Source organism: Vibrio sp. A8-1 (assembly GCF_013048685.1).
GTDB classification, from domain to species: Bacteria; Pseudomonadota; Gammaproteobacteria; order Enterobacterales; family Vibrionaceae; genus Vibrio; species Vibrio metschnikovii.
Map to the genome: position 1 here is coordinate 20,836 of NZ_VHTC01000025.1, position 19,467 is coordinate 40,302.

Annotated in this window: 16 protein-coding genes and 1 pseudogene; 6 read left to right on the forward strand and 11 right to left on the reverse strand. The window is 42.3% G+C overall.

Features of this window, described 5'->3' with window-relative positions; translation table 11 throughout:
• The first annotated feature begins 196 nt into the window (after positions 1–196).
• Positions 197–1,651, forward strand: a complete 1,455-nt coding sequence (gene focA, locus FKN93_RS13040) for a formate transporter FocA (RefSeq protein WP_170905258.1) — start codon at positions 197–199, stop codon at positions 1,649–1,651.
• A 112-nt stretch (positions 1,652–1,763) separates the two neighbouring features.
• On the opposite strand, the gene FKN93_RS13045 is transcribed toward focA, so the two are convergent.
• Together FKN93_RS13045 and FKN93_RS13050 are read right to left on the reverse strand one after the other, a co-directional pair.
• Positions 1,764–2,327 (reverse strand): YceI family protein, encoded by a 564-nt coding sequence (locus FKN93_RS13045; RefSeq protein ID WP_170905259.1) that lies wholly within the window; start codon positions 2,325–2,327, stop codon positions 1,764–1,766.
• Positions 2,324–2,863 (reverse strand): cytochrome b, encoded by a 540-nt coding sequence (locus FKN93_RS13050; protein WP_004396356.1) that lies wholly within the window; start codon positions 2,861–2,863, stop codon positions 2,324–2,326. Before FKN93_RS13050 ends, FKN93_RS13045 begins: the two co-directional genes overlap by 4 nt.
• A 521-nt stretch (positions 2,864–3,384) precedes the next feature.
• Between FKN93_RS13050 and FKN93_RS13055 the strand changes: the two genes are divergently transcribed.
• Entirely contained in the window at positions 3,385–4,020 is a 636-nt protein-coding gene (locus FKN93_RS13055) for a hypothetical protein (protein WP_154171071.1), read from the forward strand.
• Positions 4,021–4,076: 56 nt separating this feature from the next.
• On the opposite strand, the gene FKN93_RS13060 is transcribed toward FKN93_RS13055, so the two are convergent.
• The 6 genes and pseudogenes from FKN93_RS13060 to FKN93_RS13080 all read right to left on the reverse strand — a co-directional run bounded on the left by FKN93_RS13060 (position 4,077) and on the right by FKN93_RS13080 (position 9,055).
• Positions 4,077–4,463 (reverse strand): CBS domain-containing protein, encoded by a 387-nt coding sequence (locus FKN93_RS13060; protein ID WP_161426583.1) that lies wholly within the window; start codon positions 4,461–4,463, stop codon positions 4,077–4,079.
• Positions 4,464–4,475: 12 nt separating this feature from the next.
• Positions 4,476–4,841: a transcriptional regulator gene (locus FKN93_RS13065; RefSeq protein WP_158145065.1), complete on the reverse strand. Its 366-nt coding sequence runs from the start codon at positions 4,839–4,841 to the stop codon at positions 4,476–4,478.
• Complete coding sequence (locus FKN93_RS17685) at positions 4,838–5,563, reverse strand: DUF1538 domain-containing protein (RefSeq protein WP_224215239.1); 726 nt, start codon at positions 5,561–5,563, stop codon at positions 4,838–4,840. The genes FKN93_RS13065 and FKN93_RS17685 overlap by 4 nt, the downstream gene beginning before the upstream one ends.
• A gap of 84 nt (positions 5,564–5,647) precedes the next feature.
• Positions 5,648–6,328: pseudogene (locus FKN93_RS17690) on the reverse strand (DUF1538 domain-containing protein); the annotation flags it as partial.
• Positions 6,329–6,758: 430 nt separating this feature from the next.
• Positions 6,759–7,532 carry a 4Fe-4S cluster-binding domain-containing protein gene (locus FKN93_RS13075; protein WP_170905260.1) on the reverse strand — a complete coding sequence of 258 codons (774 nt, stop codon included), beginning with the start codon at positions 7,530–7,532 and terminating at the stop codon, positions 6,759–6,761.
• Positions 7,532–9,055 (reverse strand): YjjI family glycine radical enzyme, encoded by a 1,524-nt coding sequence (locus tag FKN93_RS13080; protein WP_249374182.1) that lies wholly within the window; start codon positions 9,053–9,055, stop codon positions 7,532–7,534. Before FKN93_RS13080 ends, FKN93_RS13075 begins: the two co-directional genes overlap by 1 nt.
• A gap of 449 nt (positions 9,056–9,504) precedes the next feature.
• On the opposite strand from FKN93_RS13080, the gene alr reads away from it, so the two are divergent.
• A complete protein-coding gene (gene alr, locus FKN93_RS13085) occupies positions 9,505–10,605 on the forward strand; it encodes an alanine racemase (RefSeq protein ID WP_170905261.1) in 1,101 nt (366 codons plus the stop codon).
• A 182-nt stretch (positions 10,606–10,787) separates the two neighbouring features.
• Here the strand turns inward: alr and FKN93_RS13090 are convergent, their stop codons facing one another.
• Both FKN93_RS13090 and FKN93_RS13095 read right to left on the reverse strand, forming a co-directional pair.
• Positions 10,788–11,963, reverse strand: coding sequence for a Gfo/Idh/MocA family oxidoreductase (locus tag FKN93_RS13090; RefSeq protein WP_170905262.1), 1,176 nt, complete (start codon positions 11,961–11,963; stop codon positions 10,788–10,790).
• A gap of 152 nt (positions 11,964–12,115) precedes the next feature.
• The gene (locus FKN93_RS13095) at positions 12,116–13,483 is read right to left on the reverse strand and encodes a GntP family permease (RefSeq protein ID WP_249374181.1); all 1,368 of its coding nucleotides are present in this window, start codon (positions 13,481–13,483) and stop codon (positions 12,116–12,118) included.
• A 326-nt stretch (positions 13,484–13,809) separates the two neighbouring features.
• On the opposite strand from FKN93_RS13095, the gene FKN93_RS13100 reads away from it, so the two are divergent.
• The 3 genes from FKN93_RS13100 (at position 13,810) to FKN93_RS13110 (ending at position 17,427) form a co-directional block, all read left to right on the forward strand.
• Positions 13,810–14,982, forward strand: a complete 1,173-nt coding sequence (locus FKN93_RS13100; RefSeq protein ID WP_004396376.1) for an iron-containing alcohol dehydrogenase — start codon at positions 13,810–13,812, stop codon at positions 14,980–14,982.
• A 92-nt stretch (positions 14,983–15,074) separates the two neighbouring features.
• Positions 15,075–15,923 (forward strand): diguanylate cyclase, encoded by an 849-nt coding sequence (locus FKN93_RS13105; RefSeq protein ID WP_238925702.1) that lies wholly within the window; start codon positions 15,075–15,077, stop codon positions 15,921–15,923.
• Between the two features lie 10 nt (positions 15,924–15,933).
• Complete coding sequence (locus tag FKN93_RS13110; RefSeq protein ID WP_154171079.1) at positions 15,934–17,427, forward strand: methyl-accepting chemotaxis protein; 1,494 nt, start codon at positions 15,934–15,936, stop codon at positions 17,425–17,427.
• A 112-nt stretch (positions 17,428–17,539) separates the two neighbouring features.
• Here FKN93_RS13110 and FKN93_RS13115 read toward each other — a convergent pair whose 3' ends face one another.
• Positions 17,540–19,051, reverse strand: coding sequence for a CoA-acylating methylmalonate-semialdehyde dehydrogenase (locus tag FKN93_RS13115; RefSeq protein ID WP_170905264.1), 1,512 nt, complete (start codon positions 19,049–19,051; stop codon positions 17,540–17,542).
• Positions 19,052–19,467 lie beyond the last annotated feature (416 nt).

The window sequence follows — 19,467 nt, forward strand, 5'->3', positions numbered from 1 at the left end:
TCATTACCCTGCCCATAATGAGCAATTCGTTTCATTTTACTGGCTCACCCAACTATATCAATAAAATTGATAGGGTAATCAAGAATTATCCATTTTACCGCCCTGCTCGTCTGCCCTAGTCTGGTTTGGTAACAACCCATACGGCGTTGTTTAATTTGTCAGGAGGTAATTATGAATGTGAGTCTGGAGAGCGCGTATGTCGACAGCCAACGCTGAAAATCAACACTATTTTTCACCCTATGAAATGATGGCTGAAGCAGAAAAATTTGCTTTGAGCAAAGCGCAAAAGACCAGTGGACTGACGCTAAGTTTAGCGGTGATGGCTGGTGCGTTTATTGGCTTAGCTTTTCTGTTTTACATTACCGTCACCACAGGCAGTGAAAGTGCAGGCTGGGGATTAAGCCGCCTTGCTGGTGGTCTTGCTTTTAGTATGGGATTAATACTGATTGTGATTTGTGGCGGTGAGCTATTCACCAGCTCAGTACTATCGAGCATTTCATGGGCGAATAAACAGATAAGCTTTAGCAAAATGCTCGCTATCTGGGGCAAAGTATACGTGGGCAATTTTATTGGTGCGATGTTCCTACTTTTGTTGGTCGCTGCTGCGGGCTTGTATCAATTAGATAACGGTCAATGGGGGCTTAATGCGCTAAATATCGCTCAACATAAACTGCACCATACGGCCGTTCAAGCTTTCGCCTTAGGGGTGCTTTGTAACCTTTTGGTATGTTTAGCCATCTGGTTAACTTTTAGTTCAGCCAATGCGATGACTAAAGCCGCGATGACAATATTGCCAGTAGCGATGTTTGTCTCCAGTGGCTTTGAGCACAGTGTTGCCAATATGTTCATGATCCCTCTTGGTATTGTGATTCATACCTTTGCTCCAGAAAGTTTCTGGATACAGGTCGGCAGCACTCCTGCTCAATACGCCGACCTCAATATCTCTGCTTTTATTACGGCCAATCTTATCCCTGTCACTTTAGGAAATATTGTCGGCGGTGCCGTTCTGGTTGGTTTAGCGAATTGGTCAATCTATCGTCGCCCACACTTAAAAGCCGCTCATGTGAGCACAATAACAAAAACTACCCCTCTTCAGTCGGTTAAGGAAACTACCATGAAAAACTCAATCATCGTTCAAGATATGATGGATACACAAGCCATTACACTAAGTGCAGAGACGCCTGTACCCTTCGCTATCGATACTCTGTTGGATAATTATCTTACCGCCGCCCCTGTCGTCGATCGTCAAGGTCGTTTGATCGGCATGTTCTCAGCTCACGATGTGATGGTCGAGCTATGGTGCCAAGACTATTTGCCGAATGCAGAACAAAAAGTTGTTGATTTAATGACTCGTGATGTGATTGCTATTAATGCGAGTGATAGTTTAGTTGATGTGGCGGAGTTCTTCTGTATCGATAAAGAGCAGCTTTTCCCAACGACCAGTATGGGCATTGCCACCCGATTTAATGCGTTGTCAGTTGAAGAGCGTGCCAAAAGCATGAAAGTCAGTAAACCCCATGTGCTGCCAGTTTTGGACAAATGGCAATTTGTCGGTGTTCTGAATCGCAATCATGTGTTGGCCGAGCTACGTGCGATTTATGGTGAACGAGTGACGGCGGTTAAAACAGAAAAAGAGTTAGCAAGAGCCTAAACAGCGAGTCCTCATTATCGGCCGATACACACGATAAATGATAGGCAAAAAAATTCCCTGATAATTCAGGGAATTTTCTATTTAATCAATCGAACAGAATGACATCGACCAATTATTTCTTGATGCCTTCAACATGCAGTTCCATGTCAACGTAACTTGATGGGCCAACCACTTTAATCGCGAAGTCTTTTAATTCTAGACGAGTCGTACCTATGAATCCGGCACGCTGCCCACCCCAAGGATCCGTACCTGCACCAATAAACTGAGCATCGATAGTAATTGGTTTAGTATGACCATGCAAAGTAAGATCACCAGTAATCGCTAAGTTACCGTCGCCTTTATCCACCACATCAGTGCTGGTAAATGTCGCGGTAGAAAATTGCGAGGCATTGATAAAATCTGCGCTGCGAATGTGGCGATCTCGCTCTGCGTGATTAGAATCGAGACTGCGTGTATCAACATTTACCGTAACTTTTGAAGCTGCAATATTCTCAGGATCATAAGAAAACTCACCATTAAAGGTATTAAAACGACCTTTAATATAACTAAAACCTAAATGGTTTACTTTAAAGTTGATAGAAGCATGAGCTCCTTGAGTATCAATTACATAGTCAGCAGCGTTAGCACTAAAAGGTAATGCCAAAGCGAACGCTAATCCAAGTAAGCTCTTTTTCATTTTTTTGCTCCTGTCATTTTACGTAAGGTATTGTCTTTATCGATAAAGTGATGTTTCAATGCCGCGAGTGCATGAATCGAGACCATGATGATCAGAAACCAAGCGGCATAAAAATGAACATCACCAGAGATATCCGTCTGTCTTGGAAACAAACTACCAAGGCTAGGTACAGTGAACCAATCGAACACCGAAATGCCTCGTCCATCGGCGGTAGAAATTAAGTAACCAGAAATAAAGATCACGGCTAAATTCACATAGATAAGCTTATGAACAATGTTGGCAGCGATACGCTCAAGTGGTTTACCTTCCACGGAGGGTGACGGCGTCACTAACTTCCAAATAAAACGAAATAAGGTTAACCCTGCCAGTAATATACCTATCGATTTGTGCCAATACGGGACAGTGTGATACCACTGGCTGTAGTAGGATAAATCGACCATCCATAGACCCGCTGCAAACATACCAATAACGACAATAGCGGATAGCCAATGAATAATTTGCAGCGGTCGATTGTAATGTGTCACTTGGGTCTTCATAGGATTTCTCTTTGTAAAAGTGCCGAGTTGATACATCTTGATAACAGAGTATTTACCATTTGTACCGCTCTGGATAGACAAGGCAATTGATGATGTTGTTCAATTTATTTGAAGAAACTTTTCTATGCCATGTTTCACATGGTGTGACTGACACCGAAAAACTAATTATTGTTTAATTTCAAATAGTTAATTAAATTGACAGATATGCACTTCAACTTAAGTGGTAACATTATGAAACATATTTCCTTGATATGTTCTCGCTTGACTCAGAAAAATGAAAAGAAAAATGTATGCTATAGCACACTCTACACTGCTTTCAGTTGCCAAGCTCATCGCGATTGATTCATCATGTCACTAGCGATGGTGCTCTTTTAGTCAAAGCCAACTGATTGACCATCCACCATTATTTATTGGGTGGTATATGTGTGAAGGTTAACTTTTTCGAGAGTAATGGGATTTGAATTTTAGGAAGCGATTAAAGTGGGATCGTTAAAATAAATTTTGCTAAGGAGTACATCGCCTTGCTGTTGGATATAGTGACGCAAAGTGTCAATGAGTTTCAAGCCGATTGTCTAAAGCTATGTGAAAAGCACTACCCTACTATTCATAATCAAGGAATGAGTCAACATCACCTCAGCCAAGCTTTTGCTCGGCGACTAGCGCGCACGTTAACTGAATTTGGTCATACCTGTGAATACATGCCGTTAGACTTTATGCCCAACAATGAACTTCCTTATCATTTTAGAGTGAGTAGTGATGTAGGGACGGTGTGGATATTAACGCAACATATGGTGAGTGCGGGGAAAACGTGCCGCGCAAAATTATTGCGCGATATTTGTGCTTGGAAACAAGAATACGCTTATGCCATTCAACCCAATGATCTATTACTCTTGCTCACCGATCATTGGATAAGTCGCAGCCAAAAAAGTCGTGAGTTGTTGCATTGGTGGACAGGACGATTGCCCGATGAACTAGCTGACTATCATGCACAAGGCATCACCCTCTATGAAAGTGAATCACAACTGCTACAAACGTTAGAGTCCACTTTTACCATGACCCCCTGCTATATTAAGTATGGTCACCCTCTTAAGCGCTCTAAAAACCAACAGCTCGTACGTAAATATATTCAGCTTTATGCGGTGTTACAAGGTGCCTAGTCTACGATACGCTACGGCCTAGGTCTCCACCTAAGCCGCTGATCGTCGTGATAATATTAATCGATGCGGGCAAGTAAGGCATCCATGATATCATCCATCGACACAAACCCGAGCAGTTGATTATCATTTAAAACCAGTAGACGTTTAATATGTTGTTGAGTCATCAGCGCCGCAACATGTTTTAACGCGAGATTTTCACCAACCGAGATCGCCGGTTTAGCGCATACGTCATAGACATTCAATAAATCAATATCACCACCTTCAGCAATCACTGTTTTGACAATATCGGTATAAGTGATTAAACCAAACGCATCATTGGCATTTTGCTGTTCAACGACCAGAGATTTTAAATGATGTTTTTTCATCAACATCATGGCTTCACGTAATTTGGCAAACGGCGATATAGTGACAACGTCACGAATCATAACGTCTTTTACTAACATAGGGTTTTATCCTTATAAAGTGTCTTTTAACTGCTGTTGGAACAGCTGCTGTTCAAATTTATCCAGTTGATTGAGGTCAATCCCTGCTAGATGTTCTAATCCAATCGTAAAAGCAATGCCTCTTGAATCTTCTTCACTTGGACGTAACAGTGCTTGTAACGACTTTAAGACTTGTAAAGAAAGAGATTTTTCTAACACCATGAGTAAAACGGATTGACTACCATCGTAGGTTAAGCCAAAAAACGTCTTTCTGGTCTCATTACTGATACCTCGACCTGCTAATACGGTAATACCACCTGCGCCTTGCTCACGAGCGGTATCAATCGCTTCTTGCTCGAATTCTTCGGGGACGATGGCAACTAATACGGAAAACTTCATGATTTCACCTTTGAAAATTGAAAATACCATTGTGTGAAAATGGCGTAGAGCATAACTGTAACAATAGGAAAAATAGAGGCGAAGGCAATCAGACCAAAGCCATCAATTAGGACATTTCGACCTTCGATATGAGTCGCTAAACCAATACCGAGAGCCGTGATTAAAGGTACCGTAACCTCGGAGGTCGTCACCCCACCAAGATCATAGGCTAACGCGATGATGTACTTCGGTGCCAACATCGTCAAAATAATCACTAAGGTATAACCCGCCATAATAAAATAGTGCATCGAACCACCAATAATGATGCGATGTACACCAATCGCGATTCCGGTCGCGACCCCAAACGCCACCAATATTCTGATCGTATTACCTTTAACTTTACCTGCCGCCGCTTCTTCAGCTTGTTGTCCTACGGCAAGCAAGGCAGGTTCAGCCATGGTAGTAGCAAAACCTATCATAAAAGCAAATAGATAAATGTAGAATAATTGATCTCGGCCGATAAGTTGTTCCGCCATTGCGCTACCAATCGGAAATAGACCTAATTTTAAACCGACAACAAAGGCATACAGTCCAACGATAACTAATGAAAAACCAAAGATAATCTGTTTAGGATTACTTAATCGTCGACGTAAAATAATGTACTGAAAGAATAAGATAGTGATGATTATCGGTAATACATCCCTAACCATACTCGCCAGTTCGAGCAGTGGCGTAACCCACATAGGCAGTTGATTCGTTGTTTCGTCACCGAGTATTGTCAGAACATCATGTACCTCTGGCTGCGAATAAACATAAATGCCATACAACTGTACACTGATCATTGGAACCATTACCGCTAACGCCACCAAACCAAACCCATCAATCAGTGGATTTCGCCCACGAATAGAGCTGGCAAGACCAATCCCCATTGCCGCAATCAAAGGAACGGTGACAATATTGGTGGTAACGCCCCCCGAATCATAAGCAAGCCCAACGATTTCTTCTGGAGCAAAATAGGTAATGGTCACAACCAGCAAATAACCAATAATCATAAACCAATGTAAGGGATATCCCATGATGGTACGAAAGACACCCAGCGCAATGACGAAACCAACCGACGTTGCAACCAATAAGCGTAAGGTAAGCCCATCAATGCGTCCTTCACTAATGGTTTGTGCCTGTTCTGCTACCGCAATCAGTGCCGGTTCAGCAACCACGGCAGAAAATCCCATCGCAAAACCAAAACCCAGTAAAATAGGGATCGAGCCGCGCCGTGCAAATTGGTTAGCCAAGCTTTTTCCGACAGGGAAGATACTTAACTCTAACCCTTGTAGAAATAGAGCCACACCAACTGCTACTACCAACAAACCAAATGTCATCGTCCACACATCGTCCGGAACTTGACGTAAGATCACGAGCTGAAAGAAAAGCACGACAGCAACAATCGGTAATAAATTTTTTAATGCATGCAAAAGCGCATGATAAAAATCCTTGATAAATAACATCATTATTCCTGTTTTACGTGAAGAGAGTCCATTGTGCTGTCAAAACGGACAATAATTAGCCGCTGTTATTTGAAAAATACATATTAAACAATACACTACATCGGCAAGAAGTAGATAATTAATTATATAAAACGATGAGAAAAAACATAATGTTATTCAAAAATAGCGTTGATTTTTTGTTAACTCACGCAAAAATAATGCTCAACAAATAGAGAAAAATGGCCTTAGTAAAATATGGTTACTCTATTTCACATTTCGTAACGAGCGTAGCCATTCAAGCAGGAAGAAGACAGCTAACAAGAAAAGAAAAAGCTAGGTCTTTTACACCTAGCTTTTGTGATATTAAGCCTACTGACATTGTTAGATATTAATTTGCAGACGAAATCATAACCACCACTAATCAATTGTACAACCGCTATTTACCTCAAGATTACTAGGAAAGTGCATCATCAGTAAGTTTTGCCATTAAACGGCTCACTTGCTCCGGGGTGGCCGCAGACCACGATTTAGCGATGCCAGAAACACCATGATTGGCAAAAGCATTAACACGTAGTTGAAAAGCCGCCCCCTGAGCTGACTGTAACTGTTGTAACTGATTTAAATATTGCGCTAATGACTCGCTATATAGGTCATAGTCTGTTTTATCGGGAATGAGTAATAAACGAACTTCATTTAGTTTGCCATGCTCAGCCAGAAAGTGTAACGACCGTTTAACGGGCACATTGCTATGCCCAGTTAATTGATAATGACACCTTTCATGCCATGCTTTTAAATCGATCATTGCCCCGTCCATCCAAGGCAACAAGCTTTGCCAGTGCTTGAGCGAAAGACTGCCATTACTATCGAGTAAGCAAGTTAATGACGATAGCTCTGGGGTGGTTTTCACCGCTTTGAATAGCTCGCGAACAAATTTGATTTGTAAACTCGCCTCACCACCACTGAGAGTAATACCAGTAATGAAGTGTCGCCGCTGCCTGATCTGCTCAACAGCGTCAAACACAGTCATCGCTTGAGAATCTTCACTACAGCGAGCAATCGTTTGCGGATTATGACAAGCCGGGCAGCGATAATTACAGCCTTGGAGAAAAAACACCAAGCGGTTGCCGGGCCCATCAACCACAGAATAAGGCAGCAATCGAGCAACTTGCCCCGTTATTGAGCGTTGGATCGTTATCTCATCATTATCCGAAATCACTGTGGTCGGCATTACTCACCTGCAATAAATTCATGACTCACCACTCTTGGTGCTCGTTGAGTGACTTTTGTTTCGGTGCACGCTTCAGCGCCAAGCGCCGTTGTATTCGTGCGAGAGCCTTGTTGATAATACGCTTCTAAGTCCGATTTTTTTACCATATAGCCAGTAATTCTCACTAAATCATTTCCGTGAGTATTAGCCGTGAACTCCCTCATTCCATGAGCGAAAGCGCCTAAGCAGAGATCGGTTAACGCCTGAGGATTGGCTTTAATGGTTTCGTCTAGAGTTAAAATCTCACTGACTCCAGAAGGATAGTAAGCGTGCTGCGGTGCTAAGGCTAATAAATGGCTAACCGGATCTGGCTCTTGACCATAACGAATTCGAATTCCTGGTGTGGTCTGCGTATCAATGGATAGCCCACCTTGCGAATGCAGTAAAGCTCGATTGGCTAAGCCATAAGTGACTGGCGTTTTAGTGACAATGTCACTTAAAGTTTGGCTGATCGTTAATGCGAGTTGGTTAGCCGCAGGGTCGCGCCCATATTCTGCCTTACCCGATAATAAATGATTGACCGCTTCGGCCATGCCATAAACACCAAACATTGGCGCAAAGCGAGCTTCTTCAATCAGCCCTTCTGTGACTAAAAAGCCTTGAAAAAAGTTGGATTGTTGATGTAAAAAACGACAACGCTGCTCAATCAACTCATACATCAAGTGGCAATAATAAGGCAGCGTATGATTTAAGAACGTATCGATATTTTGTGCTTGTTCAGCAACGGCTTTAAGATTCAAGCGTACCAAGGTATTTGCACCGCCACGAACAGGCAAGGCGTTATAACAACTGACAATGCCGAAACTAGGTTGCACATTTTGCTCAACAAAGAAGGCTTGATGTAAAGGCCAATTCGCTATATGTGGTTTACTGCAGTGGATAATATTATCCGTTGCTTGACGAAGTAAGCTGTTTGGCGTGCGCTGTGGGTCGTACATGAGTGTTAAATTAGGAGCAACTTGTTGTAATTCAGCATCGATTTTTAACACCATGCGACAAACACGATTATCCTCTGGGCCAATATTCGCATGCATAAAGGCATCGGGAAGCGTTCTATCTAATTGAATCCAAAAACGTTTTAAGGAACGGTAAAGATGCTCGTCAGTCACATCATCGCAATAAGGTAGCAACAGTTGATCAAGGTAGCCCAAGAATACCGGCATATTGGTCACTGAGGGTACATGATGATACAACACCATTAATTTCATTAATGCATCATCAAAATCTTCTGCAGGGGTTAACTCTAAATAGCGCGAACCTTGAGTTAGAAAGCGTTGATAATCGGGTAAGACATAACGAGGTTTAAACGGTGCATGGCCCTCATACATATCACAAATAATGCCTTGCTCCATCGCCTCAATTAATTCTGGGCTGCGAGAGACATAAGGTAAACTGGCTTCTGCTTGAGCCGCTAAGGCAAACGTTTTTTGTTTCGGATTTAAGATTGGATTGGTCACAATAGAGAAAAGATCATCGGTCATCATCGTATCCACATCGTTTACTCATCAATAACCTTATGCTACCAATGGTTTTATTAGTGGGAAAGCGGAATCAAGACACAGACCATTACGATGGCTCAAAGTATGAACTGCAGCACGTATTAACTATTTTTAAAACAAAAACTTATACGATAGAGATGGTTTACTTACCCCCTTTCAGAAACCCATTCCCCGATTAGCTATCTTTATATAACCAAAATCAAACATTCTGTTTTTATCTTAAAGCCAGTATTTTTAATTGAAAATCACCTTGAGAAAGGTACAGCGTTCTTCCCAAGCAAAAACAAACAACATTTTATACAACATTATTAGCAAGATCACGGTCAATGAAACCACAAAAGACTAACAAACCATACAAACTTGCTACATAATAACCAAAAGTTGACCGTTATCTCTGATGTAGAGAGACGAATTTCGAGTACATAGGATGTTGTATGAAAACCGCTCAGGCCTCAATAGACTTAATCGCACTTCGCCATAACTATTTACGTTTAAAGTCACTCTCTGGACAGCAAAAACTGATTGCTGTCATCAAAGGAGATGCCTATGGTCATGGTGCCGTCCAGTTGGCAAAAGCGCTCCCAATGGCAGATTGGTTTGCCGTAGCACGAATCGAAGAAGCAGAAGAGCTTATCGTTAATGGGATTGATCAACCAATCCTGCTACTGGAAGGCTGTTTCTGTGCTGACGATTTACAACGTGCCGCCGACCTCAAGCTCGCAACTGTCATTCATTGTGAAGAGCAATTACGAGATTTAGAACAAAGTAACTTGGCTAACCCTATCAGCATTTGGTTGAAAATTGATACTGGAATGCATCGGCTTGGAGTTCAGCCAGAACAAGTGACAGAATATGTACAGCGCATTGAACGAAGCGGAAAACTTAAAGGTCAACTCGGTTTTATGAGCCATTTTAGCTGTGCCGACGATCTTTCTCATCCTGCAACACTGAAACAAATCGAGTGTTTTTCACAAGCGGCGTTTCCGTATTCCGGCCCGAAAAGTTTGGCTAACTCGGCAGGTATTTTATTTTGGCCAGAATCACAGTTCAATGTCGCCAGAGCAGGGATAGCTTTGTACGGCATTTCCCCTAGCCTTTATCATTCGGGAATAGATCACCAATTACTGCCAGTAATGACCGTCACCACACGTTTGATTGCTGTTCGTCAACATACCGCGAATCAACCTGTCGGCTATGGTGAAACTTGGTATGCAAAACGAGATACGAAAATCGGCGTTATCGCGATGGGCTATGGTGATGGTTATCCACGCTCTGCCCCAGCAGGTACGCCAGTATTTATTAATGGCCGCCAAGTGCCAATTGTCGGGCGAGTATCCATGGACATGATAACCGTAGATCTTGGGCCTGATGCGATGGATAAAGTGGGTGATAGCGTAGAAATATGGGGAAAAAACTTACCAGTAGAAACGGTAGCCAAGCATATTGGTACCATCCCTTATGAATTAACGATTAAATTAACCAATCGCGTAGCTCGTCATTATATGGATAAAGTTCCGAATTTTTGTATTGCATAACATGATGTCAATAATGATAGCATATGCAGTGACGGCAGCTAGAATCCACTGCCGTCAGCTATTTGGATATAAAACTCCTAAAACAACTTACTGACTTTCAAGCCCTACTGTTTAGTAGAATAATAAAAAATGTTATCGTTCGAAGCCCGAAGATTCGAATTGATAGAATTACTTACCCTATATTAATCAAAGTATACCCATGTAGATTTATTATCCGCTGACTCCACACATTTTTCACAGAATTTCACGCCACTGATTCCAGCCTCAATTCCAGGATACCAGATGGCTTGGGCCGCTTGCTTATCATCACAATCAATGGCATTCATCACTAAAGCAAAGCGATGATAAAGATTTGACCATGATTCAAAATAGCCTTCGGCATGCCCACTCCCTATTCGATTAGCAGCCACTCCTGCCACATCTTTATATAAGTAGTCCATATCTCTGTCTAAAATCCGAATTGGTTCTCCCTGAACTTCATAACGTAATTGATTTGGATGCTCATCCCACCACTCTATCGAGGCTTTTTCTCCGACAATTCGAATTCTTTGTTGATGCATCGAACCTGAATTAACCGCTGAAGCCCAAAGTGTGCCGACCGCCCCACCATCAAACTCCATCATTACATGCGCATTATCTTCTAAAGGTGCACGTGATTGAATGAAACTTTGACGCATGCAAGAGAGACGTTTCACTTTAAGTCCTGTGATCATTTCACATAAATAAAATGCATGAGTACCAATATCTCCAATCACATACGTTGGCCCAGAGACTTCTGGACTCACTCGCCATTTCAAACTGGGATTATCTTTTTCATGTTCAACATTATGAAAGCCGTGCGCAAACTGCATAGTAACCACCCGTATTTCACCAAGGTCTCCCCTTTCAACCATTTCACGCGCCTGATGAACCATCGGAAAACCGGTATAACCATACATCACACCGAGCACGCGATCTTTAGTCTTTGCAATAGACTTCAGTTCTTCCGCCTCTTTGCTAGTAAAGGTAATGGGCTTTTCACACACGACATGCAATCCTGCTTGTAGTGCCGCTTTACAAATTTCATAGTGTGTTGCATTCGGTGTCGCAATCGATACGGCTTGAATGCCATCTTCTCTCTTTGCTTCCTGTTCAAATAATACGGGATAAGAGGAGTAACAACGTTCAGGATCTAGACCGATGTTCTTTCCAAAATCTTGACAACGTTGAACGTCTAAATCAAAAGCGCCTGCCACTAAAGTAAACAGACCATCTCGCACAGCTGCATTACGGTGGGAATATCCGATTTGACTGCCACGACCGCCTCCAACCATACCCCAACGAATAGGATGTTTGAATTGCTGTTCTTCATTAAACATGTGTTGTTTCTCCTAGTTATTGGGGGTTATCCCAACAGATAGTTTGATATGCTCTATGGTCGAATAATTGAGTTAATGAAATGTACATTCCTAAATTTGTAATCGAGTACCCCTTCATTCGGTTCATTTTCCCTATTTGAACTCAACGTTCATTACACCACGCCAAACGTCGCAAATATCAGCACCACTCCCGTAGCAACAATGGGAATCGCTAATGTACAAACAAAAATATCTTTATAAGAATCTCGATGTGTCATGCCACAAATGCTAAGTAATGTAATGACCGCGCCATTATGAGGTAATGAGTCCAACCCGCCGCAGGCAATCGAAGCAATCCGATGTAACGCGTCTAGGCTGATCCCTAAATTTGACGCTTGTTGAATATAAATATCACCGAGTGCATCCAAAGCAATGCTTAGCCCACCAGAAGCAGAACCGGTAATTCCAGCCAGTAAACTGGTGGATATGGCAAATGACAGTAGCGGGGAGCCTGGAATGGACAAAATCATCTCTTTAATCGAATCAAATGAAGATAATGATTTGATCACATTACCAAAACCCACCGCAGCTGCCGTATTCATAATGGGCATAATGGCACTCTCTCCACCGTCATTAATCGCCTCTCGTGCATGAGCAATCTGTTTTCGAAAAAGAATCAGTGCGACGACAATCGCGGTCGTTAACGCGATGATCAGGCTCCACATCCCTTTCACTTTTTGGAGCGTTGAACCGTAATCAGACAGGTAATGGGCTTCAATATTGGGGTAATAAAACGTGACCAACAAAAAATTAAGCATCAGTACAATAACGATTGGGATAAATGCCCGTCGTGGAGAAGGTAAAGTGTCTGATTCCTCACTATCGTCAACGTCGATACCAAGGTGATGTCCATAGCCTTCACCATTCGCACGGGCAACCGCTTCTCTTCTTTTCAGCCACAACATGCCTAATCCAAACATCGTGCTCGCGCCAATTAAACCGAGCATGGAAGCGGCATAGACCGTCGTACCAAAAAATGGCATAGCAATCGTATTTTGAATCTGTGGTGAGCCTGGTAATGCTGTCATCGTAAAGGTAAACGATCCTAAAGCGATGGTTCCTGGAATTAACCGCTTGGGAACATTACTATCCCGAAAAATTTGCGCCGCAATAGGATAGACCGCAAACACCACCACAAACATGGAGACGCCCCCATACGTCAACACCGACACGGCAAGCACCACCGCTAAAATGGCATTATTTGCTCCAACCCTTGATGTGATAACCTGCGCAATCGTTTTTGCTGCACCAGAAACATCCATAATTTTGCCAAAGACGGCTCCCAATAAAAAAGCTGGAAAATAGAGCTTTACGTACTGGGCAGCACTCAACATAAAAACTTCAGTATAACTGGCCATCAAAGGGGTTCCCGACGAAAAAATTGCAGCGAATAAGGCAAGAATCGGGGCTAGCCATATCACAGACATACCTCGATAGGCTAAGTACATTAGCATCACTAACGACAGAATAATTCCAACCATTCCAAGCTCCACGAGAGACTTCTCCTTGCTATCCAGATTTGGTGACTGGCAAAAGTTAACTTTTCAAAACCAACACAAATTGAATCATTCATTTCATAGTTTGGGAAGGTTTATTTATGTAACAATGTTCACATTTTACTAAAATCTCGACATAAAAAATAAAAAAACAATTACTTATTAGTAAGATAAGGATTTTCCATTTCCAGTTTTATGGTCAGCGACTGTTTAGAATATATTTTTCAATTAATTTATTTAAGAAATAAAATTTTCAATGATAGTATGATTTGGTTACTATTTTTCAACTTTGAAAAACTGAGGAATCAATCATGAGCACAAGTATCGTATTACCCAGAATCATGCATATAGGGAAAGGGGCGTCCATGAAGGTGGCGGAGGTGATGAAAACTCTCCATGTTCATTCCCCTCTCATCGTGACAGATAAAATGATGGTTAAGCTAGGTTATGCCGAGCGAGTACAACAAAGGTTACGCTGTGACGGTATCGAAAGTACGGTTTACTCAGATACTGTGCCAGAGCCAACGGTTAGCTCTATTCAAGCCGGTGTGGATTTAGTGCAAAAAAGTCATTTTGATTCAATCATTGCAATTGGCGGTGGTAGTCCAATTGATAGCGCAAAAGCAATCTCAATTGTGGGTAAATTGGGTGGACAAGTCAGTGACTACCGATTTCCAAACGATGTGGCTGAAAATGGGCTACCGATTATTGCGATTCCAACCACCGCAGGAACGGGTTCAGAAGTGACACGAGTGACGGTGATTACTGATGACACCAATGATGAAAAGATGCTCTGTATGGGGCTTGGGTTTATGCCAATGGCCGCATTAATCGACTTTGAATTGACGTTGTCGTTACCCCCCAGAGTGACCGCAGATTGTGGACTAGATGCCCTAACTCATGCTATCGAGGCGTATGTTAGTAAAAAGGCTAACCCTTTTACGGATGCTCAAGCTCTCTCAGCAATAGAAATGATCGGAACCCATATCCGTCAAGCTTATCATGAGCCACAGAACGTACTTGCACGCTCAGCAATGATGTTAGGCGCAACACTGGCTGGTATTGCGTTTTCTAATGCCTCTGTCGCTTTAGTTCACGGCATGAGCCGACCTATTGGGGCTTTTTTTCATGTCCCGCACGGGTTATCCAACGCCATGTTATTGCCTGTTATTACGGAATATTCTATTCCTGCAGCAAAAGAACGTTATGCAGACTGTGCACGAGCAATGGGAGTGGCACTGCTTTCTGATCATCATTCCGTCGCCTGCCAAAAATTGGTTGCGGAGCTACGGCTGTTGAATCAACACCTTAACGTTCCCTCTCCCTCCTCTTATGGCATTGAAAAAGAAAAGTTTTTCGACTTGCTCCCCACAATGGCTCAGCAAGCATTCAATTCCGGTTCACCGCTAAATAATCCCAAAGTTCCAACGATTGAGGAAATGATAGAACTCTACCGAAAAGTATGGGCGGATGGAGAAAGATAAGTCTATTCGCTGTATTTCAATCACTTGAAGTTGTCGCTATAGCAACTTCAAGTAACAAAAGCTCGTGGAATGGTCGACTAAATGGAGAGATCATGAAAATAAAAAATATATTTATCCTCGTTGCAGTGTTCTTCAGTGTTCACTGCACTGCGGCACAAACGATAACGGTAAATAAAGTCGAAGGAGAAAAAGAACAACTGGCATTTAATATATTGCAATTAGTGTTAGCTAAAAGCTCTCCTGACGTAATCATTAAGCAAATTGATCAAAATTATAATGAAACACGGCTCACTGAGGAAATTCAAGCCAATAATATTGATGTGATGTGGGCCGGCGCTTCATCGGAAAGGGATGAAAAGTTACTTGCTATTCGAATACCGATATTTAAAGGGCTTATGGGGCATCGACTTTTTATTATTAGATCGGGAGATCAAGCTAAATTCTCACAAATAAAAAATCTATCACAACTCAGAGCATTAAAAGCCGGTCAAGCTACTTTTTGGGGAGATACACAAGTCATTAAACAAGCGAATTTGCCCATCGTCACCACGATCAAATACAACAATCTTTTTCCAATGCTAGAAGGAGGACGGTACGACTATTTTCCCCGCGGTGTTCTTGAGCCTTGGGAAGAGGTCGCCCAACATACTCAACTCAATTTGGCTGTTGAAAAAGATTTGATGCTTATTTATCCCTTTGCTTTATATTTTTATGTCAGTAGAGACAATCAACCCTTATATAATCAAATATATCAAGGATTTATATCAGCTATCGATGATGGGAGTTTTGATTCGTTATTTTTCAATCATCCTCTTATCAAAGACACTCTTGCTAAAGCCAATCTAGGGCAACGAACCATCTTACGGATCGATAACCCTTATATGCATCCAGACACCCCATATGAGAACAAAAAGTTCTGGCTAGATATCAACCAGTTATAGGGAATCCATTATGAACTCTATTAAATATAAATCCATGCTGCTTTTGATCATTATTTCATTAGTGGTTATGGCTGCCGTTTTCTCTGGTAGCTATTTTTTTGCAAGAGAATACTTAACCAATCAGTTGGAACAAGATATTAATGACACGAATAAAACATTATCGGTCGTTTTAAAAGAACCTATCTTTTCATATGATAACCATTTAATTGATAATATTACAAAATCTTTTGTTAATTATCCCTACCTCTATCAAATCAAGGCATTTGATCATCGTAATAATATCATTGGAGAAGCAAAATCTGATCGGCCGATACCATCCTCTTCTGATTTAAAATCCTTTACCTTAAACATATTATGGGAAGATGGGCAAAAAATAGGATCGTTAGTGATTGATTATCGTCTTGATGCCAATAATGCGATTTTAAATACCATAAAGAAAATGTTCATGCTCATTGCGGTTTTGTTATTATTCTCCCTACAACTCATTAATTGGGGCGTATTATCAAAATTAGTGATAACACCACTTAACCAAGTCACAGCAGCACTGTCAAAAATCGCCCAAGGTGAAGGTGATTTAACCCGCAGGCTAACGATTCGTCATCACGATGAGGTTGGCCAATTAGCGAGTGAATTCAATACGTTTATTTCAAACCTTCATGCTTTGGTAACTCGTATCATCTCTTCCACGAACGAACTTGCTTTATGTGCTGAAAAAATCCGTGCTAACAGTGAACAAAATAGCCATGAGACTCAGCAACAATTAAGAGAGATCGAACAAGTTGCCACGGCGCTGAATGAAATGGCTTCAGCCTCACACGAAGTTTCCCATAATGCGAATAATACAGCGGATAAAACAAGAAGTTGTAATGTTCTTGCTGAGCAAGGAAATGAGGTCGTGAAACAGACCGTACTGGCTATTCATAAACTTGGCGATGAGATTAATTCCACCTCTGAGACCGTCTCTGAACTGAAAGAAAAAAGTGATTACATCAGCACCGTATTAGAAGTGATTAAAGGAGTAGCAGATCAAACCAATTTACTGGCGCTCAATGCCGCTATTGAAGCCGCCCGAGCTGGAGAACAAGGCCGTGGATTTGCGGTCGTTGCGGATGAAGTTCGAGCTCTTGCGTTGCGAACCCACCACTCTACAGAGGAAATCGAACATATCATTCACGATCTTCAAACCAGTTCAGAAAATGCCAATACTCAAATGAATGCGACAAGTCTTACCTTAAGCCAAACGGTCTCTGAGTCCGAACAAACCACACTCGCACTCAACAACATTATTAAACACATAAACGATATTAATGATATGAATACCCAAATAGCGACGGCGACCGAAGAACAAAATACCGTCGCCAATGATATCAGTGAAAAAATCAACATCATTAATGATAGCACCACTTCAGTCACGAATAATGTTGCAGGTGTACGCGTGTTAAGTGAACAGTTAGATGAAATTTGCCAACACATACGTGAGGATTTAAATAAATTTAAAGTGTAACGGTTCAACAAGACAAATAGTCAAAAAACCGTTTACCCTTTCTATAGATCCATAGAGTAAAAAAGCGCCTCCGGCATAGCAGGAGGCGCTTTTTTGTATAGAGAAAAATCGATCAATCCATAGTGGGCATCGAGAAAGAGCTGGCATGTTGCTCTAACCGAACACTTGTAGGCCAACGGCTGGTGACGGTTTTCATGCGGGTATAAAAACGCACCCCATCTTGACCATGGACATTGAGCGGCCCAAATATTGAGCGCTTCCAACCACCAAAACTGTGGAACGCCATAGGGACTGGAATCGGGACATTGATACCAACCATGCCAGTATGGACCTCTTCACTAAATTGACGAGCCGTTTCACCATCGCGGGTAAAGATGGCTGAGCCATTGCCGTATTCATGGCGATTAATCAATGCTAACGCGGTTTGATAATTCTCAACCCGTACCACACACAACACTGGGCCAAAAATTTCTTCTTGATACACGGTCATCTCGGGTGAAACATGATCAATTAACGTTGGACCAACAAAATAGCCGGCTTCATACCCCTCAACGGAACAATCTCGGCCATCGGTAATTAAGGTCGCTCCCTGATCCTGTCCCGATTGAATATAGTCACATATTTTTTGTTTATGCTGCGCTGAGATAACTGGCCCCATATCATTTTCAGTGCCATCGACCATCCCTGGGCCCACTCGCATGGTGGCGATTTTCTGTTGTAGCCGCTCAATGAGTTGATCAGCCGTTTCATCACCAACAACCACGGCGACAGAAAGCGCCATACAACGCTCTCCAGCAGCCCCAAAAGCAGCGCCCATAATCGCATTGGTCGCCATATCAATATCGGCATCTGGCATCAAAATGCAGTGATTTTTAGCGCCCCCTAATGCTTGGCAACGCTTACCATGAGCAGAAGCGGTACTGTAGATATATTCCGCAATCGGGGTAGAACCAACAAAGCTGACCGCTTGAATTCTCGGATCAGTAAGCAGTACATCGACTGCTTCTTTGTCCCCATTCACAACATTAAACACCCCATCAGGTAAGCCCGCTTCGGTGAGTAGCTCCGCCAGAATTAACGCTGTACTCGGATCTTTCTCTGACGGCTTTAAAATAAAGGTATTACCCGTTGCCAAAGCAATGGGAAACATCCACATTGGCACCATCGCAGGGAAGTTAAACGGGGTGATGCCAGCGCAAACACCGAGTGGCTGCATTAAAGAATGGCTATCAACATGCGTCCCCACATTAGCAGAGTGTTCCCCTTTCTGTAGATGAGGAATACCACAAGCGAACTCGACCACTTCAAGCCCTCGAGTCACTTCCCCCACCGCATCAGAATAAACTTTACCATGCTCATTGGAGATAACCCGAGCCAATCTATCCATATTCTGCTCCAGTAGCGCTTTAAAGCGAAACATAACCCGCGCACGTTTTAACGGGCTGGTTTTCGCCCATGAGGCAAACGCAGTTTCCGCCGCTTTGATCGCCTCTTCCACTTCTTCCTTTTGGCTTAATTGAACCTGTCGGGTCTGCTCACCTGTTGCTGGATTATAGATTGCAGAAAATCGTTCACTCTGGCTTGCTTTGTGTTGACCATTAATAAAATTCAGCACCGTTTCCATCGTATTCTCCTTCGGCTGTCTTGACTGGAACATCATTATTATTTTGCTGTCACTACGTATTCCGTACTGCTTGAACCGTTCTAACAATACCACCCTTTATATAGAATAAATGTTTCATTTTCAATGCAAAAGGATTTGTTTTATTTCATTTTGTGCGAGATGTTTTCTAAATTTTGGCCGGAATCACCCAATTTACCGAATTTAAATGAAATCTTAATTTCATTTAACACACATAAAACCAAGGAACGCTGCTGACCATTCTGGCTTTTGTTGGCTAGAATGGTGGGATAAAAATATCCTCCGGCATAGCCGGAGGTTTTTCATATGCGCCTATAAGGCTTTCTTACAAGCAGCGCCCTAACAGGCGCATCACGATCTGACATTTGCATATGACGATTACTTACGGCCCGTAAACG

What these genes read in the sequence shown, in the direction of transcription:
- FKN93_RS13060 (WP_161426583.1), bottom strand. Translation starts at nt 4,463, where the DNA reads ATGTTAGTAAAAGACGTTATGATTCGTGACGTTGTCACTATATCGCCG.
- FKN93_RS17685 (WP_224215239.1), bottom strand. Translation starts at nt 5,563, where the DNA reads ATGTGGGTTACGCCACTGCTCGAACTGGCGAGTATGGTTAGGGATGTA.
- FKN93_RS13090 (WP_170905262.1), bottom strand. Translation starts at nt 11,963, where the DNA reads ATGTTTAATGAAGAACAGCAATTCAAACATCCTATTCGTTGGGGTATG.
- focA (WP_170905258.1), top strand. Translation starts at nt 197, where the DNA reads ATGTCGACAGCCAACGCTGAAAATCAACACTATTTTTCACCCTATGAA.
- FKN93_RS13115 (WP_170905264.1), bottom strand. Translation starts at nt 19,051, where the DNA reads ATGGAAACGGTGCTGAATTTTATTAATGGTCAACACAAAGCAAGCCAG.
- FKN93_RS13105 (WP_238925702.1), top strand. Translation starts at nt 15,075, where the DNA reads ATGAAAATAAAAAATATATTTATCCTCGTTGCAGTGTTCTTCAGTGTT.
- FKN93_RS13050 (WP_004396356.1), bottom strand. Translation starts at nt 2,863, where the DNA reads ATGAAGACCCAAGTGACACATTACAATCGACCGCTGCAAATTATTCAT.
- FKN93_RS13080 (WP_249374182.1), bottom strand. Translation starts at nt 9,055, where the DNA reads ATGATGACCGATGATCTTTTCTCTATTGTGACCAATCCAATCTTAAAT.
- FKN93_RS13045 (WP_170905259.1), bottom strand. Translation starts at nt 2,327, where the DNA reads ATGAAAAAGAGCTTACTTGGATTAGCGTTCGCTTTGGCATTACCTTTT.
- alr (WP_170905261.1), top strand. Translation starts at nt 9,505, where the DNA reads ATGAAAACCGCTCAGGCCTCAATAGACTTAATCGCACTTCGCCATAAC.
- FKN93_RS13095 (WP_249374181.1), bottom strand. Translation starts at nt 13,483, where the DNA reads ATGGTTGGAATTATTCTGTCGTTAGTGATGCTAATGTACTTAGCCTAT.
- FKN93_RS13075 (WP_170905260.1), bottom strand. Translation starts at nt 7,532, where the DNA reads ATGCCGACCACAGTGATTTCGGATAATGATGAGATAACGATCCAACGC.
- FKN93_RS13110 (WP_154171079.1), top strand. Translation starts at nt 15,934, where the DNA reads ATGAACTCTATTAAATATAAATCCATGCTGCTTTTGATCATTATTTCA.
- FKN93_RS13065 (WP_158145065.1), bottom strand. Translation starts at nt 4,841, where the DNA reads ATGAAGTTTTCCGTATTAGTTGCCATCGTCCCCGAAGAATTCGAGCAA.
- FKN93_RS13100 (WP_004396376.1), top strand. Translation starts at nt 13,810, where the DNA reads ATGAGCACAAGTATCGTATTACCCAGAATCATGCATATAGGGAAAGGG.